General features: G+C 60.9%; 17 protein-coding genes and 2 pseudogenes. 10 read left to right on the plus strand and 9 right to left on the minus strand.

The window, feature by feature from the left end; translation table 11 throughout:
* Positions 1 to 108: 108 nt before the first annotated feature.
* The gene (locus N1078_RS10740; protein ID WP_274088166.1) at positions 109 to 2,745 is read left to right on the plus strand and encodes a DEAD/DEAH box helicase; all 2,637 of its coding nucleotides are present in this window, start codon (positions 109 to 111) and stop codon (positions 2,743 to 2,745) included.
* Between the two features lie 10 nt (positions 2,746 to 2,755).
* Here N1078_RS10740 and N1078_RS10745 read toward each other — a convergent pair whose 3' ends face one another.
* The gene (locus N1078_RS10745) at positions 2,756 to 3,262 is read right to left on the minus strand and encodes a phosphate-starvation-inducible protein PsiE (protein ID WP_274088167.1); all 507 of its coding nucleotides are present in this window, start codon (positions 3,260 to 3,262) and stop codon (positions 2,756 to 2,758) included.
* A 290-nt stretch (positions 3,263 to 3,552) separates the two neighbouring features.
* Here N1078_RS10745 and N1078_RS10750 point away from each other — a divergent pair, with 290 nt between their 5' ends.
* A complete protein-coding gene (locus N1078_RS10750) occupies positions 3,553 to 4,551 on the plus strand; it encodes an MBL fold metallo-hydrolase (protein ID WP_274088168.1) in 999 nt (332 codons plus the stop codon).
* Here the strand turns inward: N1078_RS10750 and N1078_RS10755 are convergent.
* Complete coding sequence (locus N1078_RS10755) at positions 4,548 to 4,796, minus strand: hypothetical protein (RefSeq protein ID WP_274088194.1); 249 nt, start codon at positions 4,794 to 4,796, stop codon at positions 4,548 to 4,550. The genes N1078_RS10750 and N1078_RS10755 overlap by 4 nt on opposite strands.
* Between N1078_RS10755 and N1078_RS10760 the strand changes: the two genes are divergently transcribed.
* Positions 4,744 to 5,004, plus strand: coding sequence for a YebG family protein (locus N1078_RS10760; RefSeq protein ID WP_274088169.1), 261 nt, complete (start codon positions 4,744 to 4,746; stop codon positions 5,002 to 5,004). The two genes, N1078_RS10755 and N1078_RS10760, sit on opposite strands and share 53 nt — an antisense overlap.
* Before the next feature lie 98 nt (positions 5,005 to 5,102).
* Here N1078_RS10760 and N1078_RS10765 read toward each other — a convergent pair whose 3' ends face one another.
* Entirely contained in the window at positions 5,103 to 6,122 is a 1,020-nt protein-coding gene (locus N1078_RS10765; protein WP_274088170.1) for a Leu/Phe/Val dehydrogenase, read from the minus strand.
* A 165-nt stretch (positions 6,123 to 6,287) separates the two neighbouring features.
* On the opposite strand from N1078_RS10765, the gene N1078_RS10770 reads away from it, so the two are divergent.
* Positions 6,288 to 7,091 carry a SirB1 family protein gene (locus N1078_RS10770; RefSeq protein WP_274088171.1) on the plus strand — a complete coding sequence of 268 codons (804 nt, stop codon included), beginning with the start codon at positions 6,288 to 6,290 and terminating at the stop codon, positions 7,089 to 7,091.
* A gap of 1 nt (position 7,092) precedes the next feature.
* Here N1078_RS10770 and N1078_RS19670 read toward each other — a convergent pair.
* From N1078_RS19670 to N1078_RS10785, 4 genes and pseudogenes are all read right to left on the minus strand, one after another.
* A pseudogene (locus tag N1078_RS19670) lies at positions 7,093 to 7,284 on the minus strand (response regulator transcription factor); the annotation flags it as partial.
* A 117-nt stretch (positions 7,285 to 7,401) separates the two neighbouring features.
* Positions 7,402 to 9,630, minus strand: a pseudogene (locus N1078_RS10775) (hypothetical protein); the annotation flags it as partial.
* A 156-nt stretch (positions 9,631 to 9,786) separates the two neighbouring features.
* Positions 9,787 to 11,157: a DUF1329 domain-containing protein gene (locus N1078_RS10780; RefSeq protein ID WP_274088173.1), complete on the minus strand. Its 1,371-nt coding sequence runs from the start codon at positions 11,155 to 11,157 to the stop codon at positions 9,787 to 9,789.
* Between the two features lie 29 nt (positions 11,158 to 11,186).
* The gene (locus tag N1078_RS10785) at positions 11,187 to 12,959 is read right to left on the minus strand and encodes a DUF1302 domain-containing protein (protein ID WP_274088174.1); all 1,773 of its coding nucleotides are present in this window, start codon (positions 12,957 to 12,959) and stop codon (positions 11,187 to 11,189) included.
* 488 nt (positions 12,960 to 13,447) lie between these two features.
* On the opposite strand from N1078_RS10785, the gene gcvH reads away from it, so the two are divergent.
* The 5 genes from gcvH (at position 13,448) to gcvT (ending at position 20,835) form a co-directional block, all read left to right on the plus strand.
* A complete protein-coding gene (gcvH, locus tag N1078_RS10790) occupies positions 13,448 to 13,831 on the plus strand; it encodes a glycine cleavage system protein GcvH (RefSeq protein ID WP_274088175.1) in 384 nt (127 codons plus the stop codon).
* Positions 13,832 to 13,840: 9 nt separating this feature from the next.
* On the plus strand, positions 13,841 to 16,693 hold the full coding sequence (gene gcvP / locus N1078_RS10795; RefSeq protein ID WP_274088176.1) for an aminomethyl-transferring glycine dehydrogenase: 2,853 nt from the start codon (positions 13,841 to 13,843) through the stop codon (positions 16,691 to 16,693).
* Between the two features lie 231 nt (positions 16,694 to 16,924).
* Positions 16,925 to 18,178 carry a serine hydroxymethyltransferase gene (glyA, locus tag N1078_RS10800; RefSeq protein WP_274088177.1) on the plus strand — a complete coding sequence of 418 codons (1,254 nt, stop codon included), beginning with the start codon at positions 16,925 to 16,927 and terminating at the stop codon, positions 18,176 to 18,178.
* An 83-nt stretch (positions 18,179 to 18,261) separates the two neighbouring features.
* On the plus strand, positions 18,262 to 19,638 hold the full coding sequence (locus N1078_RS10805; protein WP_274088178.1) for an L-serine ammonia-lyase: 1,377 nt from the start codon (positions 18,262 to 18,264) through the stop codon (positions 19,636 to 19,638).
* Positions 19,639 to 19,710: 72 nt separating this feature from the next.
* Entirely contained in the window at positions 19,711 to 20,835 is a 1,125-nt protein-coding gene (gcvT, locus tag N1078_RS10810; RefSeq protein WP_274088179.1) for a glycine cleavage system aminomethyltransferase GcvT, read from the plus strand.
* Between the two features lie 92 nt (positions 20,836 to 20,927).
* On the opposite strand, the gene N1078_RS10815 is transcribed toward gcvT, so the two are convergent.
* Entirely contained in the window at positions 20,928 to 22,061 is a 1,134-nt protein-coding gene (locus tag N1078_RS10815; RefSeq protein WP_274088180.1) for a M14 family metallopeptidase, read from the minus strand.
* Between the two features lie 240 nt (positions 22,062 to 22,301).
* Here N1078_RS10815 and N1078_RS10820 point away from each other — a divergent pair, with 240 nt between their 5' ends.
* On the plus strand, positions 22,302 to 22,847 hold the full coding sequence (locus N1078_RS10820; protein WP_274088181.1) for a tetratricopeptide repeat protein: 546 nt from the start codon (positions 22,302 to 22,304) through the stop codon (positions 22,845 to 22,847).
* A gap of 15 nt (positions 22,848 to 22,862) precedes the next feature.
* Here the strand turns inward: N1078_RS10820 and N1078_RS10825 are convergent, their stop codons facing one another.
* Positions 22,863 to 23,162, minus strand: coding sequence for a hypothetical protein (locus N1078_RS10825; RefSeq protein WP_274088182.1), 300 nt, complete (start codon positions 23,160 to 23,162; stop codon positions 22,863 to 22,865).
* Positions 23,163 to 23,272: the final 110 nt, after the last annotated feature.

The following is a 23,272-nucleotide window of genomic DNA, read 5'->3' on the forward strand; positions in this document are numbered from 1 at the left end:
AACTGCACACCGTCTGCTAATCCCTTGCTGGCTGTGCAAGAATCATCGGCTGCCCCCGAGAAAGCTGCCCATGCCACGCCTCACCTTTTTGCACACTGAGTGCCACTGATGGCCCTCGATATCCTGAATCTGCGCTTGGAAGACTGGCGCGCGGAATTCGGCGTGGGCGACCTGCAGCGTGGCCAGGGCTATGCCGCGCAAGGCCGCAGCCGCCTGCTCAGCCTCAAAGACAGCACCCTGCTCGCGAGCTGCCGGGGCTCTGGCGCACAAACCTATCAGCAACGCATCACCCTAAATCACTACGGTCAGGGCTGGGCTGTCAGCGGCAAATGCAGCTGCCCGGTGGGCTTCAACTGCAAGCACGTAGCCAGCGCCCTACTCACCCTGCAAAGCCAACAGGAGCAAGGCGTCGACCTCTCGCCGCTGATCGTCAGCAGCCCGGAGGCCCGCGAAGAGCGCCTGGAGCACCTGCAACCCAGCCCCGTACTGAGCCTTGGCAGCCTGGTGCGCGTGCACTTCGATGCGCGCAAGGGCCGCATGCAGGAGCAAACCCAGCACCGCGCCGCGCTGGCCTTCGATTACCAGGGTTACCTGGCCTCGGGCAAAAGCGGCAAAAACTTGCTGATCAAACAAAGCCCCACCCACAGCCTGCGCATCGTGCGTGACCTCGACGCTGAAGCGCAGCTGCGCAAACGTCTGCAACAGACCGGCATGCAGGTGTCACTCAGGCAAAGCGAAGCCCTGCCGGAAAGCGCCGGCGAAGCCTATGAGCAAGCCAATGAGGCCGCCTGGCTGCTGTTTGTCCGTGAGCAGCTGCCGCTGCTGCGCGAGGAAGGCTGGCAGATCCGCATGCAGCCGGACTTTCAATACAACCTGGCGCAGGTCGATGACTGGTACGCCGAGGTCGAAGAAGACCCCGAGCAAACCTGGTTCGACCTGGAGCTGGGCATTGAGGTTGAAGGGCAGCGCATCAGCCTGTTGCCGATTCTGTTGCAGGCCATCCGCCATAAGCCCTGGTTGCTCAATGGCGAGGCGCTGAACAAGCGCGATGACGATGAAATGCTGCTGGTCAGCCTGCCGCACAACCACAAACGCGTGGCCTTGCCGCTGGCCCGGCTAAAGCCGCTGCTGGCCACCCTTGGCGAATTGTTCGTGCGTGAGCCGGGCGAATCCAGCCAACGCCTGCGCCTGTCACGCCTGGATGCCGCACGGCTGAATCATCTAGCAGAAGGCCCGGCGTTAAGTTGGCAAGGCGGTAGCCAGGTACGCGACTTCGCCCAACGCCTGCAACAGCTGGACAGCGCCACCCTGCAGCCACCCGCAGGTTTGCAAGCCGAGCTGCGTGCTTATCAACTGCAAGGCCTGGCCTGGATGCAGGGGCTGGCTGAATTAGGTGTAGGCGGCCTGCTGGCCGATGACATGGGCCTGGGCAAAACCCTGCAGACCCTCGGCCACATCCTCTGCGAGCACAACGCCGGGCGCTTGCAGCAACCGGCGCTGATCGTCATGCCCACCAGCCTGATCCCCAACTGGCAGGACGAAGCCGCACGCTTCACCCCGCAACTCAAGGTGTTGGCGTTGCACGGGCCAAAGCGTCGTGCGCTGTTCAAGCAGATCGCCGAGCACCAGATCATTCTCACCACTTACGCCCTGCTGCCGCGCGACCTCAAGGCGCTGAGCGCACACAGCTATCGCCTGTTGATTCTCGATGAAGCGCAGAACATCAAAAATCCGCGAAGCAAGGCCGCGGTTGCCGCCGGGCAACTGCAAGCTGGGCAGCGCCTGTGCCTGACCGGTACGCCGTTGGAAAATCACCTTGGCGAGCTGTGGTCGCTGTTCAACTTCCTGATGCCCGGCTGGCTCGGCGACAGCAAGAGCTTTACCCGCGACTACCGCACGCCGATTGAAAAAAACGCCAACGAGCAGCGCCTGGCGCACCTCAATGGGCGGATCAAACCCTTTATCCTGCGCCGCACCAAGGAGCAGGTGGCCAGCGAGCTACCGCCGAAAACCGAAATCACCCACTACGTCGAACTCAGCGCCGCGCAACGCGATCGCTACGAAACCCTGCGCCTGGCCATGGATAAAAAGGTGCGCGACGAGATCGCCCGCCAAGGCTTGGCCCGCAGCCAGATCGTGATTCTCGAAGCGCTACTGCGCCTGCGTCAGGCCTGCTGCGACCTGCGCCTACTCGGTGATGAAAGCGACAACAGCCTGACCAGCGCAGACTCCGGCAAGCTCAGCGGCCTGCTGGAAATGCTTGAAGAGTTGTTTGCCGAAGGTCGGCGGGTGCTGCTGTTCTCGCAGTTCACCTCGATGCTGGCGCTGATCGAAGCCGAACTAAAGACCCGCAATATTCCCTACGCCAAACTGACCGGCAGCACCCAGGACCGCCGCACCCCGGTGCAGCAATTCCAGGCTGGCGAGTTACCGATCTTTCTGATCAGCCTTAAAGCCGGCGGCGCGGGCCTGAACCTGACTGCGGCCGACACGGTGATCCACTTCGATCCCTGGTGGAACCCGGCCGCCGAAGCCCAGGCCAGTGACCGCGCCTACCGCATTGGCCAGGACAAACCGGTGTTCGTCTACAAACTGATCGCCCGTGGCAGCGTTGAGGAGAAGATCCAGCAGCTGCAACAGGCCAAGGCCAACCTGGCCCGCGGCGTGTTGGCAGGCGGCAGCCAGACGCAGCTGCAGCTCAGCGAAGACGACCTGCAGGCGCTGTTTGCCCCGCTAAGCCCCTGAGCAAAGTCACTCAGTCGTCGCTCTGGGTGTCGTCCTTTTCCGCCGCATCATCAGCCGGGTTGGACTTTTTCCGCGCCCCACCGGCCTGCACCGCAGGGAAGCGCGAGGAGGCGTAGCGCACCACAAAAATCGCCATTGCCAGCAGCAGAATCGCCCCGGACACCATCACCACGCCCCAATCCGGTTTGTGGTTGTGCGAGATGTCAGAAATCATCAAACGGGTCAGCGCAGTAATCGCCACATAAATCATGAAGCGAATCGGCATGTGGTTGGTCTTGAAGTAGATCCCCACCATCGCCGCCAATTCCAGGTAGATAAACAGCAGCAGGATGTCATCGACGGTGATATGGCCCTTGTCCAACATACCGAGGAAGGCCATCACTGCGGCCCAAGCCGTCACGGCACCAATGGCAAACAGCGCCAGGTAATGGAATGCCTCCATCAACAGATTACCCAGCGACTCCGCCTGCCCATGCATGCGCTCGCGCATCTGTTCGGCCCAGTTTGACTTGCCCATACAATCCCCTTGAATCCAACAAACGATAAATTACTAGCCAGGCGCACCGCCTCTGGCGCTCACGCATGGCACTGCAGTAGAAGAAGCTTTATGCCGCTTAAAAAGCACGCGCAACAGCTATGCCAGCCAGGCGCAGCATGCCGAATTAATAGTTTTTGCATACCGGCATAACACGATCTGACTATTGGACAAGCCGAGCCAGACAGGCCATAAGCACTGCCTCACCCACGCGGGTTATACCGCGCCGGCGCTCCAATCGCTCGCGCGCTGATCATTACAGGAGATCACCCATGGCTCTACCGCTATCGCTCATTCGCCAGACACTGCGCGCCGCCGTCATCAGCTGCACGGCCCTCACCGCGCTGATTCCCCTAAGCGCCAGTGCCGCGCCGATAGCCAAGCAGCAGACCCAAGTACCGGGTTATTACCGTATGGCCCTAGGTGACTTCGAAGTGACCGCCCTGTTCGACGGCTACATCGACCTCGATAACAAACTGCTCAAGGGCGCCAGTGCCGAGGATATACAAAGCCTGCTGAGCAAGATGTTTCTCGACTCTAGCAACGGCGTGCAAACCGCGGTCAATGCGTATTTGATCAACACCGGCACGCAACTGCTGCTGATCGATACGGGCGCCGCCCAATGCTTCGGCCCTACCCTCGGCGTGGTGCAAAGCAATCTGAAAGCCTCGGGTTACCGCCCTGAACAGGTCGACACTGTGCTGCTCACGCACCTGCACCCTGACCATGCGTGCGGCCTGCTCACCAGCGATGGCAAGGCGGCATACCCCAATGCCACGGTGTATGTACCGCAAACCGAAGCCGACTACTGGCTCAGTGCGGAAACCGCCAGCCAAGCGCCCGAAGCCTCACGCGGGATGTTCAGCATGTCGCAGCAGGCGGTCGCCCCCTACGCCGCCCAACAGCGCCTAAAGCGCTACAGCCCTGATAGCCAACTGTTTGCCGGGCTTAGCGTGGTACCGAGTAATGGCCATACCCCGGGGCACAGCTCCTACTTGCTCAGTTCCAACAACCAGAGCCTGCTGGTGTGGGGCGATATTGTGCACAGCCATGCCGTGCAGTTCGCCAAACCAGAAGTGGTAATCGAATTCGACTCAGACCAAGCCAAGGCCGTGGAAACCCGCAAGAAGCTTTTTGCTGAAGCCGCACGCGACAAGCTCTGGGTAGCCGGGGCACACATGCCCTTCCCAGGGATTGGCCATGTTCGCAATGAAGGCAGTGCTTATGCCTGGGTACCGGTCGAATTTGGCCCGATTCGCAGCGATCGCTAAGCCAATGCCTGCAGCCAGTTGCCTGCCCACTCGGCAGGCAACTGGGGGGTCAGCAGCAACTGCACATGGGTAAGCCGGTAGCGGCAAGGAAATTGCTGCTGTTCAAATGCCTGCAAGTTCTTTAAGCTCGCAACCACTGTACAGATAAACAGTCTATTGCAACTTATCAGCGTGAAGGCGTAGAGGTGATGAATGGCCGTCGAAGTGGTGTACCGCAGCAGCCGGGATTTGGAGCGTTTATTCATGGATAAAGCCGAAGCCGACCGTCATGACAAAATGCTCGAACTGGCGGAGCTGCTCACCGAGGTGCTGCAAAAAGCCGTGCCATCGTTGAATGAAGCCCAGGGCGAAGAACTGGGGATTTACATGGCGAAGAATCGCGATGTGTTCGCCAAGGCTTTCAAAAACCAGCCTGACGCCTTGAGTGAACTGAACGCGCCCGCTGCCGAGTAACGCGCAACGTGCTCAGCAAAACCCCAGTCAATTACTGGGGTTTTGTGTTTCTAGCCAACACCCTCTGTACCGTGGGTGGCGCGTTTTAAATCGCCAGTTTAGCCATACAGCAAGCGCTCGGCGATGGCATCGGCAACCCTTGCCGGTGAGCGTTTATCGGCCTGGGCATGGCCGAAGATTTCCGTCAGGCGCCGGCTGATTTGCGTCAGGTGCGCGGTAATCGCCACCAGGCTTTCGCCTTGGTGTTTGAGCGCCACGTAGATCAACCCACCGGCATTGATCACATAATCCGGCGCATAGAGAATCCCCCGCGCCTGCAAGCTGTCGGAGATATCAGCACTGGCCAGCTGGTTGTTCGCCGCCCCCGCCACCGCCGAGCAGCGCAGTTGGCTGACGCTCGTGTTATTCAACACACCGCCCAGCCCGCACGGCGCGAGGATGTCGCACGGGGTGGCGAGCAAGGCTTCGCTGGCCACCGGCCGCGCGCCCAGCTGCTCAACCGCCAGTAACACGCGGCCAGGGTCGAGATCACTGACCAGCAACTCGGCACCGGCGGCGTGCAGTTGCTCAGCCAAGGCATACCCCACATTGCCCAAACCCTGAATGGCTACACGCAAACCCTCCAGGTTGTCGCAGCCAAGACGCGCCAACGCAGTGGCACGAATGCCGGCAAACACGCCCATGGCCGTGTGCGGTGAAGGGTCGCCCTCGGCCGTGGTGCTGGTGACGTGTTGGGTGTGTTGGGCGATGCAGTCCATATCGACGCTGGAGGTGCCGCTGTCCATGGCGGTGATGTAGCGGCCGTTGAGGGTTTCGATAAACCGGCCGAAGGCTTCAAACAGCGCGCCGCGATTCTCGACATGCGCAGGGCGGATGATCACCGCCTTGCCGCCGCCCTGTTGCAGGCCGGCCAGCGCGGCCTTGTAGCTCATGCCTTTGGCCAGGCGCAGGACATCCTCAATGGCGCTTTGGCTGTCGGCGTAGGGCAGATAACGGCAGCCGCCCAACGCAGGGCCCAAACGACTGTTGTGAATGGCAATAATGGCCTGCAGACCGGTCAGCGGGTCCACGGCGAAGTGCAACGACTCAAGCCGGGTAGTTTCCATCAGGGCGAACATGCTGTGGCTCCCGTACTGATTTGCACATCAGTATAGGCACCGGCGCTGCCGGCACCCTCCCGGTGGTCAGTTGCCGCCAAACGCTCGCTCGCGCTGTGGTTGCAACAATCCGCTGGACGAAGCGCCGGCACTTGACTACAACCCCAGAGACACTGGGAGATTGTCATGGACCCACGCGCTGCCTGCCTTGCCTGCTTGGAGCAACAACCGCCTGCGCTGTTCGAGGCGGCGTTGTGGATCGCCGTGGAGCATCAGCCCCACTTGCACCCGGCTGACCTGCTGCGCCAGGTCGACAACCTGCAACAGCATATCGCTCAAGGCTTGCCTAATCTGCCGGCCAAGGAGCTGGCGCAACCGCTGTTGCGCCGCCTGACTGATCTGGACTTCCACGAAGATGACGAGCAACCGCTACGGCCACAAGCGGCCTTGGTTAACCTGCTACTGCAGCGGCGCCGCGGCCAACCGCTCACCCTCGCCTTGCTCGCGCTGGAGCTGGCCAGACGTTTAGAGATTCCCCTGCAAGGAGTGAACTTCCCCGGGCACTTTCTGCTGCGCGTACCGGGCGCTGATCACCTGCTAGACCCCTGCAGCGGCCGCCGCCTGTATACCCGCGATTGCCGCGAGTTGCTGCAACGCCAGTACGGCGTGCACACCGAGTTGAGCGCCAGCCACCTGCTGCCATGTGACGCCCGCCGCATGATGCAGCGCCTGTCGCGCAATCTACGCCACCTGCATCAACAGACCGATGAGCCGCTGGCAGCACTGCGCGATGCTGAGCGCGTGCTGCTTCTGGGTACCGCCAACCTGCATGACCACCTGGCCCGCGCGGACATTTATCAACAGCTGGATTGCCCGCAGGGTGAGCGCTTCGACTTGGAACGCGCGCTGCTGCTCTGTGATGAACCGGCGCAGCGCCTGCAGCTCAGCCAGCGCTTGCGGTTGCTCAGCGCCAGCCCGGCGCTGCACTGAATCAGAAGTAACCTTGCGCCTTGGCTTTGGCAACCGCCTGCGTGCGCCGCGACACTCCCAATTTGCCGTTGATTCGCCGCGCATGGGTTTTAACCGTGTGCAGCGAGATAAACAGTTGCTCGGCCACCTCTTGATTCGAACAGCCCTGCGCAATCAAGCGCAGCACCGCCAACTCACGCTGGCTAAGAGGATTGGCCGCGGTCGCCGGTGCGGCAGGCATGTCCCCAGTCGGCTTGGCTACCGTGAACCATAGGCAGTGATAATCCAGGCGCCGACGCAGGGCCTGTGCGCCTTCACGCGCCTGCTCGGCCGCCGCTTTATCATCAAACAGCGCACAGGCCTGGGCATAACCCAGCCAGACGTCACTGGCGAGTGCCTGCAACCCCTGCGCCAGACTTTGCGCCAATAGCTGTTGCAGGGCATCGCGTACATCCTTGCCCTGCTGCAGATCCAAGTGCAGCAATAACAGCTGCAAACGCGGAATCAGTTCAGGGAAGTTTGGCGTTGGCAGAATCGCCTTAACCTTCTGCTCATAAGCCAGCACCCTGCCTACCGCCTTGCGCGCTCGCGCATGATGCCCTTGAGCGACCCACATGTGACTGCTGGCCAGCAGCAGCGTGCCACGGTAAAGGGTTTCACTGACACGCTGGCGCTGCATCAAGCGCTCCGCCTCGGCCAAATGGGCAAAGGCGTCAGCAAAATCACCCTGCCCCATGGCTAGCTCAGCCAAGCCGAGATAACCGTGAAACGCGCACGGGTCACCGCAATTGAGCGCCTGCTCCAAGCCACTGGCAAACCCTGCAGCGGCCTCGCGCGGCCGCCCCTGACGCAACTGCAGCCGAGCCAAACGCAACTGCAACCGCGCCAGCACAAGGGTCTTTTGCAGTGCCACTGGATCGCTTGCCGCCAGTACACGCTGGAGCAACGCTTCAGCGCGAGCAAACTCGCCGCGAGCCTCCAATAACAGAGCATGGTCCAACTCCAACAACGCCTCAAACACGGCATTGCCGTGCAAGCGCGCCTGCTTCAACGCCTCGAAACTGAGCTTTTTCGCCAGCTCCAGATCGCCCTGCCCAATCGCCACCAGAGTCAATGCCGAGCGGCATAGCAATGACTGTGACCAGGCGTTTTCCGGTAACCCCTCCAAGGCCTCAAGCAGATGGCTGCGCGCAGTCACCGCACACACCCGGCCGTAGGCGATGATCCCTTGGATCGCCTGCCAATGGGCAAACAGCTCACGGGTACGCGGGCCGTCGCTGCGTGGCTGAAACTTGGCCAGTTGATCGATACAGACCTGCGCCTCATCCAGGCGCCCCACCAGCAGCAAGACCCAGGCATTCAGCAGAATCAGCCGCGGCGTGCTGCTCAACAGGCTCTCCGGCAACTCGCTGCGCCAACGCAGGATCAGCGCTAAATCCTGACCTTGCAGCACCTGCTCCTCGGTAAAACGCTCAAGAAAACTACTGGCCACATCCGGCTGACCGGCCAGCAGCGCATGCTCCACCGCTGCACGAATATCGCCCTGACTGGCAAACCACTGACTCGCATGCACATGCAGCGCACCATAGGGCACGCCCGCGGTCTGCCGCTGTAGCAGCCTGGCCAAGGGTGTGAACAGCACAAACCAGCCCTTGGCCGCCTCAAGCTCCTGAATAAACAGGCCACGCTCAATCAGCTGACGCAGCCAATCCGCGCCCTCACCCACACCGAAGAGGTGATCGCACAACGCCAGGTTGAAGCAGGGCAGCTGGGCCAGTTGGTGGAGCATCTGCAGCAGCTCATGCGGTAAATCATGCAAAACTTCGCGCTCGACGTACTCAGCCAGCAGCTGATCGTGCTCTGCATCCAGCGGTACATCCGCCTCGGCATGCTCGGCTTGAGCGGCCAACAGACGCAGGCGCAACGCCGCCGGCCAGCCCTGGGTCAGCCCGTGCAGTTCAGGCGCCCAGGCGCTGCGGCTCGGGTCCAATTGCTGCAGCCAACCTGCAACCTCGGCCTCGGTAAACGACAGATCCGTCGCGCCCAACTCAAGCAACTCGCCCTCCAACAACAAGCGCGAGAGGTTGCAGGCCGGACGACGACGACTGCCCAGCCACCAGCAGATGCCAGCGGGCGTCACTGTGAGCAATTGATTGAGAAAGTCATCCAGGGCGCTATCCGGCCGAGCCGGATAATCATTGAGCATGATCCACAGCCGCCGCGACTCCTGTGCAAACGCCGCAAGTACGTCGTCCGCTTTCAGCTGTGCGGGGTAATCAAGCTGTTGGCCCAGTTGCTGGGCGAGCTGATCGACCGACATGCCATCAGCGCCACAGTTGAGCCAAAGCAGCTGGTAGCCCTGTGGGCATTCACGGGCGCAATCGGCAAGCAATACCGTCTTGCCAAAGCCTGCTGGGGCGATCAGCAGTCGCAACCGGCAGTCTTGCGCGCACAAGCGTTGCTGCAGGGCGAATCGGCGAATATGGCCAGGGGGTGGGCGCTTAACGCTGCCGCAAGAAAGCGCTGCAACGCTCCCCGAAAAAGGCGCTAATGCGTTCATGGCGACTCGTTTTATTGTTGTACTGGAACCGGATCATCGCATGACTAGACCTCAAGACCCGGTGCTTAGCCCTCTATCACTGTCAGTGATGACGGACGATAAAAAAAGCGGCCCGCAGGCCGCTCAATCACGGAGTAGCTATTACTGCCTGACGCTTTAGCGCACGCCGGAACTGCGCAGTGCAGCCGGCGTGTAATCCGCCGCCGAGGCTTTGAAGCCAAAGGTGTAAGCTGATTTTTCTTCGTTTTTCATGCCCAAGGCCAAGTAACGGCCGGCCACCAGGTCATACAGTGCTTCAAGGGTGTAGCCCGGCACTTGCTGGTGGTAGTACTGCTGGGCATGACCTTCGGCAACACGCCACAGTTGGCCGCGACCGTCGTAATGATCGACCAGGGCGATCTGCCAGCTGTCTTCGTCGACATACATATGGCGCTTGGCATAGATGTGCCGCTCACCGCTCTTCAGCGTCGCCTCTACTTCCCAAACCCGGTGCAGCTCATAACGGGTCAGGTCCTGATTGATGTGCCCCGCCTTGATCACGTCGTCATATTTCAGCGCCGGTGAGTCGAGCTTGTAGCTGTTATAGGGAATGTACATTTCCTTTTTGCCGACCAGTTTCCAGTCATAGCGATCCGGCGCGCCGGAAAACAGGTCGAAGTTGTCTGAGGTGCGCAGACCATCCGCTGCGGTACCAGGACCGTCGTAGGCTACCTGCGGTGCGCGGCGTACCCGACGCTGACCGGAGTTGTAGATCCATGCCAGGCGCGGTTCCTTGACCTGATCAAGCGTCTCGTGAACCAGCAACACGTTGCCGGCCAAACGTGCCGGTGCAGTCACGCGTTGTTTGAAGTAGAGCAGCACGTTGCTGCCTTTAGCCGGATCAAGGTCAGCGATATCAGCTGGAAACGCCGCCTCCTCTTCGAACTTCACCAGACTGTAGGACCCATTAGTCTGCGGTGTGGCCTGGGTGATAACACGACGGGTATTACCCCCACGGTAGCGGGTGATGTGGTTCCAAATCACCTCAACCCCCGTCTTTGGAACAGGGAAGGCGTAGTAGCGACTGGCCGTGAAATTTTGCAGGCCGTTACCACCGTCTACCGGGATGGTGTTCAGCGCACTGACTTTGGCTGCGGCCTCTACAGCAGCCGGTACCGCCGTGGTGCGGTGCGAGCGATAAACCGGAATTTTATAGCTGTTTGCATAACGTTTGAGCATGGCCATCTGACCGGCTGACAGCTTGTCTTTGTACTGTTCGGCATTGGCAGCGGTGATGGTGAACAGCGGTTGCTCGCTGGCAAACGGGTCAGCGAGAAAACCCTTGCCATCGACTGCGGCAGCGGTGGTCGAGAGGCCGCCATCCCAGGCTGGGATACTGCCATCGGCATTGCCGGCCATTTCTCCACCCAGTGGCGTTAGGCTGGCGCCTAGTTGGGCGGCTTCTTGTTCGGAGACTGCGGCCATTACGCTGCTGGCTAACAAAGTCAGCGCCAGCGCTCCAGCTTGCAGGATTCTTGTATTTTTCATTGTGTACGGATCCTTTTGCACTGCGTTGATCAGAAATTCACACCAAAACTCAGGGCGACAAAGTCACGGTCGACGTTGGTGTTGTACTCACCACCAAAGAAGTCGGTGTAGCTGAGGCTAGCGGTGTAGGTGTTCTGGTAATCAGCGTTCAGGCCAAGGCTCACCGCCTTGCTACCCTCACTGAAGTTCGGCCCATAACCATCGACGTCATGCGACCAGGCGATACTCGGCGTCAGGTTGATCCCGGCGAAAACGTTGCTGTAATCAGCGCTGGCGCGCAGGCGGTAGCCCCAAGAGCTGCTAGTGAAGAAGCCGTCATCGTTGCACTCACCCGGTTTCGCGGTATTGAGCCCCGCAGTACAGGTCGCATTCACGGCTAGCTCACCGAGGCCATAGACCGGATCACGACCAAAACGCAGCTCACCCACATCATCACTGATACCGCTGACATGGTTGTAGCCCACCTCACCCACCAAGGTCAGGCGACTGGCGCCGAGCACTCGATCAAAGAACTGCACGGCACTGATCTGTGCCTGGGTCACCGGCTTGCGCACATAACCGGCAATTTCTTCGCCGTCGACATTACGCGCATGGCCGCTGGTAAATACCGGCGAATTGGGCAACCCGAGCGAGCCAAACGTCAGATCCGTTGAGTTGATCGAGATCGGCATATTGGGCCGATAGCTCAGTTCACCGGCCAGCGCCGTGCCGTTGACGTTGGTCTGGAAGCTCACCCCGTAGAGGCGGATATCTTCGGGATACTCAAGAAAGTAACGGGCATTCGGCGCGCCGGGGATGAGGGCTGCAGACGGCGTGGTGGTGCGTAGAAAACTGCCGCTGGGGGTACGGCTGTGGTAGTTCATGGCATACAGGCCGAACTCGGTGTCGTTCAGCGATTCGGCGAACCAGCGCAGGGCAACGCCGAACTGGCCGCTGTCACGGGCATCCCTATCACCAGCACGTGGAATGAAAATAGGGTTACCGGGAGCGCCGGTATTGTTCGACTTATCAGGCGCCACATCAGCACCAAAGACCGCAAGACGATCATTGCAGCCATCAGCAGCTGTGTCGCCAGTGGAGAAGAAGGTGCCGCAGTTATCGACCACCGTCTGGTCCCACTCCAGCTGATAGAACGCCTCCATGCTCAGGCTGTCTGTCAGGCTCTGCGAGACATAGAGCATGTTGACCGGGATCAGGCCCTCTTTGATTTCCGCGCCAGGCCGGCGGAACGCCGCGGCATCCACCGGGTTGATCGAGTTAATCGAGTTACCGATAAACGTGCTCTCGCCCCAGCTGACCACTTGCTTACCAGCCCGCACACTGCCTGGCAGGCTGCCCAGGCTGTAGTTGTGGTAGATAAACGCGTCGAGGATTTCCGCACCTGCAGCCTGCGCCGCAGTTTTACGGTTGTGGTCATCAATGTCGTAAAGCAGGCGATGCTCGTCCTTGGTTTCGAAGTCGTACCAATACTTGCCACGGATAAACACGCCGGTATCGCCGTACTTGAGTTCAAGGTCGTGAATACCCTTGAAAATCTTCGAGAAGGTTTCGCCCTTCTTGAAGTTCAGACGCCCATCATCGTTCGTCTGCGAGGATGCCTTGCCGCCATTACGCAGACCGATAAAGTCCGGATCGGCACCGCGCACACTCCAACTGGCCCCCACAGAAAGGGATGAGTCGAACTGCCCTTCAATCTCTCCGATATTAAATGTAATAGCCTGGACAGGCGCGACACAGCCGACAGCAATGGCAACCGCCAAAATGCTGGGCTGGAAGAAGGCATGTCTTGTTGTTGTTCTCATGCGGCTCTCCTGGAAAGCAGGGTTTCGTGTTGAGGCCCCACGCTACCCAGCCGCCCGAAGCCGGATAAGCGCCCGAAAGAGGTATTTGCCCTGTCAGCCAAAAGAGTGAATGACGCTCTAACAAGCCGACTTACGGGGCCGCCATGAACCATTTCGATGGGGCTGCATAGCCTGGATGAATACCCCGCCGCCCCAGCACCCGTATCGAAACAAGTACATCGTAACGAAATCAAAACAAACCGCTCACCTCACAGCGTTAGGGCCTTTGCAGAGCACTTTGCCGACACGCCCAAGCCAGACGTATTGAAATCACTACACACGCCATAAAAGCGGCCCCTGATAAACAATATAAGTCGTTGTTTTTATTGATAAAAAATAGAATGGCACCTACCTTGCTAGGGTCTTTACACCTTACGCCCGTTGCCAAGCACGCGCGTCCAGCACATCGCCCCCAGTAGAAAGGGCGAGTCACCCCTTGAGGAGTTCACATGAGCGAATTGCGTTTTACCGTTGAGCACGAATGGCTGCGTCAGGATGCCGATGGTCTGGTTACCGTGGGCATCACCGCCTATGCCCAGGAAGCCTTGGGTGACGTGGTATTCGTTCAGCTGCCGGAAGCCCAGCGCTACGCCGAGGGTGACGAAGTGGCCGTGCTGGAATCGGTAAAAGCGGCGAGCAATATCGCCATGCCGCTGGACGGTGAGGTGGTTGAGGTTAATGGCGAGCTAGAATCCAGCCCTGAGCTGGTCAACGAAGATCCCCTAGGCAAGGGTTGGTTCTTCCGTTTCCGTCCGGCCAATGCCAGCGCGGTAGCCGACCTGCTCGACCAGGCCGCTTACGAGCGCCTGCTCAACGCCAATGCTGACGCCTGAGAGATTGTGATGACCAAGCTGACCACCCAGAACGAATTTGTCGCCCGCCATATCGGCCCACGTGACACCGATACCGCGGCCATGCTCGAACTGCTCGGCTACGCCAGCATCGACGCACTGACCGATAACGTCATCCCCGAGAGCATCAAGGGCACCAGCGTGCTGGGCGCTCTGCCAGGCCTGTCGGAAGCCGACGCCCTGGCCAAGATCAAAACCATTGCCGGCAAGAACCAGCAGTTCAAGACCTATATCGGTCAGGGTTATCACGGCACCCACACGCCGAGCCCAATCCTGCGCAACCTGCTGGAAAACCCGGCCTGGTACACCGCCTACACCCCGTATCAGCCGGAAATTTCCCAAGGCCGTCTGGAATCCTTGCTGAACTTCCAGACCCTGATCAGCGACCTCACCGGTATGCAGATCGCCAACGCCTCGCTGTTAGATGAAGCCACCGCCGCTGCCGAAGCCATGACCTTCTGCAAGCGCCTGTCGAAGAACAAGGCCAGCAACGCCTTCTTCGCCTCCCAGCATTGCCACCCGCAAACCCTCGATGTGCTGCGCACCCGTGCCGAGCCGCTGGGTATCGAAGTGGTGATCGGTGACGAAGCCGCGATTAATGATGCCAGCGCCTACTTCGGCGCGCTGCTGCAGTACCCGGCGAGCAATGGCGATATCTTCGATTACCGCGAACTAGTCGAGCGCTTCCACGCGGCTAACGCGCTGGTTGCCGTCGCCGCTGACCTGCTGGCCTTGACCCTGCTCACCCCGCCGGGCGAGTTCGGTGCCGACGTAGCCTTGGGCAGCGCCCAGCGCTTCGGTGTGCCATTGGGCTTCGGTGGCCCACACGCCGCCTACTTCGCCACCCGCGATGCATTCAAGCGCGACATGCCAGGCCGCCTGGTCGGCATGTCGATCGACCGTTTCGGCAAGCCGGCCCTGCGCCTGGCCATGCAGACGCGCGAGCAACATATTCGCCGCGAGAAAGCCACCAGTAACATTTGTACCGCTCAGGTGCTGCTGGCCAACATCGCCAGCATGTACGCCGTCTACCACGGCCCGAAAGGCCTGACCCAGATTGCCCAGCGCACTCACCAGTTCACTGCGATCCTGGCCAAGGGCCTGCGCGCACTGGGCTACAGCGTTGAGCAGGAATTCTTCTTCGACACCCTGACTCTGGCCACCGGCGGCAAAACCGCAGCGCTGCACGCGGCTGCTCGCTCTGCCAGCATCAACCTGCGTGAAATCGATGGCGAGCGCTTGGGCCTGTCCCTGGATGAAACCAGCGATCAAGCCGCCGTTGAAGCACTGCTCGCAGTATTCGCCGACGGCAAAACCGTTCCAGCCTTCGCTGAACTGGCGGCAGGCGTGACCGCCCAGCTGCCAAAAGGCCTGCTGCGCGAGAGCGAAATCCTCACTCACCCGGTATTCAATCGCTACCACAGCGAAACCGAGCTGATGCGCTACCTGCGCAAGCTGGCCGACAAGGACCTGGCGCTGGACCGCAGCATGATTCCGCTAGGTTCCTGCACCATGAAACTCAACGCCGCCAGCGAGATGATCCCAATCACCTGGGCCGAGTTCGGCAACCTGCACCCTTTCGCGCCAACCGAGCAGAGCCAGGGTTACACCCAGCTGACCACCGAACTGGAAGCCATGCTATGTGCGGCCACTGGCTACGACGGCATCTCCCTGCAGCCGAACGCCGGTTCCCAGGGTGAGTACGCCGGTCTGTTGGCGATTCGTGCTTACCATCTGAGCCGCGGCGATGATCAGCGCGACATCTGCCTGATCCCGCAATCGGCCCACGGCACCAACCCTGCAACCGCGAGCATGGCCGGTATGCGCGTAGTGGTGACCGCGTGCGACAGCAGCGGCAACGTCGACATCGCCGACCTCAAGGCCAAGGCCGAAGAGCACAAGGACCGTCTCGCCGCGCTGATGATCACCTACCCGTCGACCCACGGTGTGTTCGAGGAAGGCATCCGCGAAATCTGCGCGATCATTCATGACAACGGCGGCCAAGTGTACATCGACGGCGCCAACATGAATGCCATGGTCGGCCTCTGCGCCCCGGGCAAGTTCGGCGGCGACGTCTCGCACCTGAACCTGCACAAAACCTTCTGCATCCCGCACGGCGGTGGCGGCCCAGGTGTTGGCCCGATTGGCGTCAAAGCGCACCTGATTCCGTTCCTGCCTGGCCACGGCCATATGGCCCGTAAAGAAGGTGCAGTCAGCGCCGCGCCGTTCGGCAGCGCCAGCATCCTGCCGATCACCTGGATGTACATCAGCATGATGGGCGGCGAAGGCCTCAAGCGCGCCTCGCAGATGGCCATTCTCAACGCCAACTACATCGCCCGCCGCCTGGAAGAGCACTATCCCGTGCTGTATTCGGGCAGCAACGGCCTGGTGGCGCATGAGTGCATCCTGGACATCCGTCCGATCAAGGACAGCAGCGGCATCAGCGTTGACGATGTGGCCAAGCGCCTGATCGACTTCGGCTTCCACGCCCCGACCATGTCCTTCCCGGTGGCCGGCACGCTGATGATCGAGCCGACCGAAAGCGAATCCAAGGAAGAACTGGACCGTTTCTGCGATGCCATGATCGCCATCCGCAACGAGATTCGTGCGGTAGAAGCTGGCCAGTTGGATGCCAACGACAACCCGCTGAAAAACGCCCCGCACACCGCCCTGGAACTGGTCGGCGCATGGACGCACGCCTACAGCCGCGAGCAGGCGGTGTACCCGGTTGCTTCGCTGATTGACGGCAAATACTGGCCGCCGGTCGGCCGCGTGGACAACGTGTTTGGCGACCGCAACCTGATCTGCGCCTGCCCGTCCATCGAGGCCTACCAGGACGCTTAAGACGATGTAAACGTAGGATGGGGCGGGCCGCGCAGGTTGAGCGCAGCGATACCCATCACGCCACACCCATCAACGATGGGTTACGCGGCGTTCAATAGCGGCGTTGCCAGCCTGTTCAGGGCAATGCGCCGCTAACCCATCCTACGGTTTTGTTTATCCAAGAATTTCGACTCACCCCTACCCGGGGCGGGTCAGTTGCACCCAAAACAACAACAAGCGAGGGATCTCACCATGTTCAGCAAGCACGACCAACTGCAAGGTTATGACGACGCCCTGCTCGCCGCGATCAACGCCGAAGAACAGCGCCAGGAAGATCACATTGAACTGATCGCCTCGGAAAACTACTGCAGCCAGCGCGTGATGCAGGCGCAAGGCAGCGGCCTGACCAACAAGTACGCCGAAGGCTATCCGGGCAAGCGTTACTACGGTGGTTGCGAACATGTCGACAAGGTCGAAGCCCTCGCTATCGAGCGTGCCAAGCAGCTGTTCGGCGCGGACTATGCCAACGTGCAGCCGCACTCCGGCTCGTCCGCCAACAGCGCGGTATACCTGGCCTTGCTCAATGCTGGTGACACCATCCTCGGCATGAGCCTGGCCCACGGCGGCCACCTGACCCACGGCGCCAAGGTGTCGTCCTCCGGCAAGCTGTACAACGCCGTGCAGTACGGCATCGACGAGCAAGGTCTGATCGATTACGCCGAGGTCGAGCGCCTGGCCGTCGAACACAAGCCGAAGATGATCGTTGCCGGTTTCTCCGCCTATTCGCGCACCCTGGATTTCGCCCGTTTCCGCGCCATCGCCGACCAAGTCGGCGCGCTGCTGTTTGTCGATATGGCTCACGTCGCTGGCCTGGTCGCCGCTGGTCTGTATCCCAATCCGCTGCCGTTTGCCGATGTGGTCACCACCACAACGCACAAGACCCTGCGCGGCCCACGTGGCGGCTTGATCCTGGCCAAGGCCAATGAAGAGATCGAGAAGAAGCTCAACTCCGCCGTATTCCCCGGTAGCCAGGGCGGCCCGCTGATGCATGTGATCGCAGCCAAGGCCGTGTGCTTCAAGGAGGCGCTGGAGCCAGGCTTCAAGACCTACCAGCAGCAGGTGATCAACAACGCCCAGGCCATGGCCGAAGTGTTCGTTGCCCGTGGCTACGACGTGGTCTCCGGCGGCACCGACAACCACCTGATGCTGGTCAGCCTGATCAAGCAAGGCCTCACCGGCAAGGCGGCAGACGCGGCCCTCGGTGCGGCGCATATCACGGTGAACAAGAACGCCGTGCCGAATGACCCGCAGTCGCCGTTTGTCACCTCCGGCATCCGCATCGGCACCCCGGCCGTGACCACGCGCGGTTTCAAACAAACCGAATGCCGCGAACTGGCCGGCTGGATCTGCGACATTCTTGATGACCTGGAAAACCCGGCGCTGATCGAACGCGTCCGTGATCAGGTGGCGAACCTATGCGCCAGCTTCCCGGTCTACGCTGACTAACAAGCCGTTGAATAATGCAGCCGCGGTTACCCGCCGCGCTGCATCCACGCCACCCACGAGGTCGGCGCAACGCCGGAGAAAACATGTCACTCAGCGTTTTTGACCTATTCAAGATCGGCATCGGCCCATCCAGCTCGCACACCGTGGGCCCGATGCGCGCCGCCCTGCGCTTTGCCGAAGGCTTGCGCCGCGATGATTTACTGAGCAGCACCGAGAGCCTCAAGGTCGAGCTGTACGGCTCCCTCGGCGCGACCGGCAAAGGCCACGGCAGCGACAAAGCGGTGCTGCTCGGCCTAGCCGGCGAACAACCAGACACCGTCGATACCAACAGCGTCGACGCTCGACTGGCCGCGATCCGCGCCAGTGGCGAACTCCAGCTGCTCGGCGAAAAAACCATCCATTTTGTCGAGAAGCAACACCTGGCAATGATCCGCAAGCCGCTGCCCTTCCACCCCAACGGCATGATCTTTCGCGCCTTCGATGCCGCCGGTTTACAGATCCGTTCACGCGAGTACTACTCGGTTGGCGGCGGTTTCGTGGTCGATGAACAAGCGGCCGGCGCCGACCGCATCGTCGAAGACACCACGCCGCTGCAGTATCCCTTTACCACCGGCAAGCAGCTGCTGGCGCACTGCGCCGAACACAACCTGTCGATCAGCCAGGTGATGCTGGCCAACGAAGCCGCCTGGCGCCCGGAAGCCGAGACCCGCGCGCGCCTGCTGCATATCTGGCAGGTGATGCAGGATTGCGTCGAAGCCGGTTGCCGCAACGAAGGCATCATGCCCGGCGGACTCAAGGTCAAACGCCGCGCCGCCGCCCTGCACCGCCAGCTGTGCAAGAACCCCGAAGCCGCGCTGCGCGATGCCCTCAGCGTGCTCGACTGGGTCAACCTCTACGCCCTGGCGGTGAACGAGGAAAATGCCAGTGGCGGCCGCGTGGTCACCGCGCCGACCAATGGCGCGGCTGGTATCGTGCCGGCGGTGCTGCATTACTACAGCCGCTTTATTCCCGGTTCCAACGATGACGGCATTGTGCGTTTTCTGCTGACCGCCGCCGCTATCGGCATTCTGTACAAAGAAAACGCCTCGATCTCCGGTGCTGAAGTCGGCTGCCAGGGCGAGGTCGGCGTGGCCTGCTCGATGGCCGCCGGAGCGCTCTGCGAAGTGCTCGGCGGCAACGTCAATCAGGTGGAAAACGCCGCCGAAATCGGCATGGAACACAACCTCGGCCTGACCTGTGACCCCATTGGCGGCTTGGTGCAGGTACCCTGTATCGAACGCAACGCCATGGGCTCGGTGAAAGCCATTAATGCGGCGCGCATGGCCTTGCGCGGCGACGGCCAGCACTTCGTCTCGCTGGATAAAGTGATCCGCACCATGCGCCAGACCGGCGCTGACATGAACAATAAGTACAAGGAAACCGCCCGTGGCGGCTTGGCCGTGAACATCGTCGAGTGCTGATTACGGCAACCCATACAACCCTGTAGGCGCCACGCGCCTACACACGTAACGCTTACAGAACTGGAGAAGCGCATGACCACTGAAACTCTGGCGAAAACCCCACTACACGCCCTGCATCTCGAACTGGGCGCACGCATGGTACCGTTCGCCGGTTATGACATGCCGGTGCAATACCCGCTCGGCGTGATGAAAGAGCATCTACATACTCGCGATCAGGCCGGCCTGTTCGACGTATCGCACATGGGTCAGATCGTCCTGCGCGGTGCGAATGCTACCAAGGCCCTGGAAACGCTGGTGCCGGTGGACATCATCGACCTGCCAGTCGGCATGCAGCGCTACGCCATGTTCACCGATGACAACGGCGGCATCCTCGATGACCTGATGGTTGCCAACCTAGGCGATGACACCCTGTTTCTGGTGGTCAACGCGGGTTGCAAAGACCAAGACCTGGCCCACCTGCAGAAGCATATTGGCAGCCAGTGTGAGATCGAAAGCCTGTTCGAAGCGCGTGCACTATTGGCGTTGCAAGGTCCGAAAGCTGTCGACGTCCTGGCGCGCCTGGCCCCAGAAGTGGCGCAGATGACCTTTATGCAATTCGCCCCCGTGCGTTTACTCGGTGTGGACTGCTACGTCAGCCGCTCCGGCTACACCGGTGAAGACGGCTACGAGATCTCAGTGCCGGCCGAACACGCCGAAACCCTGGCGCGCAGCCTGCTGGCCGAGACAGAAGTCGAGGCCATCGGTCTCGGCGCGCGCGACTCGTTGCGCCTGGAAGCCGGCCTGTGCCTGTATGGCCATGACATGAGCACTAGCGTCACGCCAACCGAAGCCAGCCTGCTGTGGGCAATCTCCAAACCGCGCCGCGCCGACGGTGCCCGCGCGGGCGGCTTCCCAGGTGCCGAGCGCATCTTCGCCCAGCAACAAGCTGGCGTTGCCAGCAAGCGTGTTGGCCTGCTGCCGCAGGAGCGCGTGCCGGTGCGTGAAGGCGCGGAAATCGTCGATGCCGACGGTAATGTGATTGGTACCGTGACCAGCGGTGGTTTCGGACCGACGCTGGGCGCGCCAGTGGCCATGGGTTATGTGCAGAGCAGCCATATCGCCCTGGACACTGAGCTGTGGGCCATCGTGCGTGGCAAGCGCGTCGCCATGAAAGTCGCCAAAACGCCGTTCGTGCCACAACGCTACTACCGCGGCTAACCCCTGCCCCAACGTAGCCCGGATTGCATCCGGGCTACTCGCTACCCGCCGCTGGCGGACAGGGCCAGCAGCCCTGCCCATCAACCGCAGCGCTACTCGCGCAACTGCCCGACCATCGCCGCGGCAACGCTCAACACATCCTTCCCCAACTGTTTGGAGCGTTCGCCGTTCCAGCCTGTTTGCGGGTTAGGCCGGTCATCGTGATCCTTGAACGGCATTTCGATGGTGAACGCCAGGCAATCAAACTCCAGCCCCACCGCATTGCAGGCCAGGGTGGTATTGGCCTGACCGAACTGGTCAGGGGTATAACCGAAAGTGGTCTGAAACTCGGCACCGTTATCGACCAGCAATTGGCGGAACTGGTTTTCCAGACGTTCCAGGCGCGGGCTGTAACCCGGATTACCTTCGCAGCCGGCGGTGAACACATGAGGGATTTCCTCGTCGCCATGGATATCCAGAAACAGATCGACGCCCACCGCGCGCATCTGCTGCTGGACGAAATACACCTCGGGGCTATCCGCTTCGCTGGCCGACTGCCAGGCGCGGTTAAGATCGCGCCCAGCGACGTTGGTGCGCAGATGACCCCGGAAGGCGCCGTCCGGGTTCATGTTCGGCACCAGGTACAGATCGGCCTGCTCCAGCAGGGCATTCAGCTCGTCATCATCGCGCCGCTGCAGACGCTCCAGCAGCCCCTGCATAAACCACTCGGCCATATGCTCGCCGGGATGCTGCTGGGCGATCAACCAGATCTTGCGCTGCGCCTGCGGGTTGCGGCTGATGCGCAGCAGCTCGATCGGCCTGCCCTCAATACTCTTACCCGTGGCAAACAGCTCGGCGCCCGCCAAGCGCTGCGCATCCTCAATCAACTGGCTATGGCGCTCGCGGCTGTAGGGCTCGAAATAGGCGAACCAGATCTGCCCATGCTGCGGCTCGATGTCGAACTTCAGCGCGCCCTCTTCAAAGCGGCTGGGCACCCGAAACCAGTCGCGCTGATCGTAAGAAGCTACTGCGTGGTAACCGCTCCAGGCATTCTTGTAAGACGACTGCCCGGCATTGCCCAGGCTGAAGCCGTAACGCTGCCCAGGCTGCAAACCCTCGACCTTGAAATGAAACCACTGAAAATGCCCACTGTTGAGATCCGGACGGATCGCCAGTTGCACCTGCTGCGGGTTGCTGGCGTCGATGACCTCGATATTGCCGCTGTCGAAGTTGGAGCTGATCTGCATGGATACCTCGAAGGCCTGGATGCATGGAGAGACGCGAAGATGAGCAAGAATCGCAGCTCTGGCGCGCGGGCGAAACGCTGCAGGCGACAAACTGATATGGATTCTGCAACCTGCCTGGGACGATCAACGCAGCCAACAGCTCGACCGCCGCGCAACTTGCCAGCATGCCTGTAGTCTTGTGTGTACCCGCCACAGGTTCGACTGAACGCTCAACGCCAACTCAAGGGAGCAGCAATCCGCATGAATATTGCGCCACTACGCCACCGCCCACTGTTGTTACTGCTCTGCGCAGGCCTGCTGCTGGGCGGCTGCGCCAGCCAACCGGAACAAAGCCAGAGCGAACAGCCCGCCCAGCAAGCCGATGCACCCCGCGAGAACAGCGCCGCCGAGGCCAACCTGCTCAGCCAGGCCAACCGCGGCGACCTCGACAGCCAGTTCCAGCTCGGCAGCCTGTACTTCGTCGGCAAGCCGAACAAGGACCTCAAGCAGGCCGAATACTGGTGGAAGCTCGCCGCCGACAAAGGCCACGCCATGGCCGCCGTCAGCCTGGCCTACCTGTATACCGGCCGCGACAACCCGGATTTCAACAACCCGCAACAGATGCTCAAGTACCTCAACCAGTCCGCGGCCGGCGGCAACCCGATGGCCCAGCACATTCTCGGCAACCTCTACCTGCGCGGCGAACAAGGCGTGCCGCTGGACGCCAACCAGGCCCGGCGCCTGTTTAACAGCGCCTGCCAACAGAACTACAGCTCCAGTTGCACAGCACTACAGGAGATGCCCTGAAACCTCGACTCAGGCCTAGATGGATTTGGTCGCAGCCTGGTCATCAGGCTCCGCCTGTGGCTGCTCGGGTTGTTGCGGCTCAGCCTGCTCAGAATCTTCAGCAGGTTTGCCCAGCCACTCATTGGTCGACTGTTGCACGTCATCCACCTGTTTGTTGAGCTCTTTCACTGTCTCATCAACCGCTTCGCGGGCGACGTCCACAACTGCCTGCTCGGCTTTCTCGGCAAGTTTCTGCGCCGACTGTTCAGCCGCCTCGCAACCGACCAAGCCGATCAGTACCAGACCCAACACACCCATTTGCATCGACTTACGCATCACGTTCTCCATACACAGCCGCTACCGGCCTGTTGTGCCGCGACCCAGTGGCCGCCGCGTTGATTGATCACCCGGCTGATTAACCGCAAGGCGAGGCTCAGCAGTGCGTG

Origin of the sequence: Pseudomonas sp. MIL19 (assembly GCF_028680365.1) — a bacterium.
Taxonomy (GTDB): Bacteria; Pseudomonadota; Gammaproteobacteria; order Pseudomonadales; family Pseudomonadaceae; genus Aquipseudomonas; species Aquipseudomonas spirodelae.

What these genes read in the sequence shown, in the direction of transcription:
- N1078_RS10740 (WP_274088166.1), top strand. Translation starts at nt 109, where the DNA reads ATGGCCCTCGATATCCTGAATCTGCGCTTGGAAGACTGGCGCGCGGAA.
- N1078_RS10745 (WP_274088167.1), bottom strand. Translation starts at nt 3,262, where the DNA reads ATGGGCAAGTCAAACTGGGCCGAACAGATGCGCGAGCGCATGCATGGG.
- N1078_RS10750 (WP_274088168.1), top strand. Translation starts at nt 3,553, where the DNA reads ATGGCTCTACCGCTATCGCTCATTCGCCAGACACTGCGCGCCGCCGTC.
- N1078_RS10760 (WP_274088169.1), top strand. Translation starts at nt 4,744, where the DNA reads ATGGCCGTCGAAGTGGTGTACCGCAGCAGCCGGGATTTGGAGCGTTTA.
- N1078_RS10755 (WP_274088194.1), bottom strand. Translation starts at nt 4,796, where the DNA reads ATGAATAAACGCTCCAAATCCCGGCTGCTGCGGTACACCACTTCGACG.
- N1078_RS10765 (WP_274088170.1), bottom strand. Translation starts at nt 6,122, where the DNA reads ATGTTCGCCCTGATGGAAACTACCCGGCTTGAGTCGTTGCACTTCGCC.
- N1078_RS10770 (WP_274088171.1), top strand. Translation starts at nt 6,288, where the DNA reads ATGGACCCACGCGCTGCCTGCCTTGCCTGCTTGGAGCAACAACCGCCT.
- N1078_RS10780 (WP_274088173.1), bottom strand. Translation starts at nt 11,157, where the DNA reads ATGAAAAATACAAGAATCCTGCAAGCTGGAGCGCTGGCGCTGACTTTG.
- N1078_RS10785 (WP_274088174.1), bottom strand. Translation starts at nt 12,959, where the DNA reads ATGAGAACAACAACAAGACATGCCTTCTTCCAGCCCAGCATTTTGGCG.
- gcvH (WP_274088175.1), top strand. Translation starts at nt 13,448, where the DNA reads ATGAGCGAATTGCGTTTTACCGTTGAGCACGAATGGCTGCGTCAGGAT.
- gcvP (WP_274088176.1), top strand. Translation starts at nt 13,841, where the DNA reads ATGACCAAGCTGACCACCCAGAACGAATTTGTCGCCCGCCATATCGGC.
- glyA (WP_274088177.1), top strand. Translation starts at nt 16,925, where the DNA reads ATGTTCAGCAAGCACGACCAACTGCAAGGTTATGACGACGCCCTGCTC.
- N1078_RS10805 (WP_274088178.1), top strand. Translation starts at nt 18,262, where the DNA reads ATGTCACTCAGCGTTTTTGACCTATTCAAGATCGGCATCGGCCCATCC.
- gcvT (WP_274088179.1), top strand. Translation starts at nt 19,711, where the DNA reads ATGACCACTGAAACTCTGGCGAAAACCCCACTACACGCCCTGCATCTC.
- N1078_RS10815 (WP_274088180.1), bottom strand. Translation starts at nt 22,061, where the DNA reads ATGCAGATCAGCTCCAACTTCGACAGCGGCAATATCGAGGTCATCGAC.
- N1078_RS10820 (WP_274088181.1), top strand. Translation starts at nt 22,302, where the DNA reads ATGAATATTGCGCCACTACGCCACCGCCCACTGTTGTTACTGCTCTGC.
- N1078_RS10825 (WP_274088182.1), bottom strand. Translation starts at nt 23,162, where the DNA reads ATGCGTAAGTCGATGCAAATGGGTGTGTTGGGTCTGGTACTGATCGGC.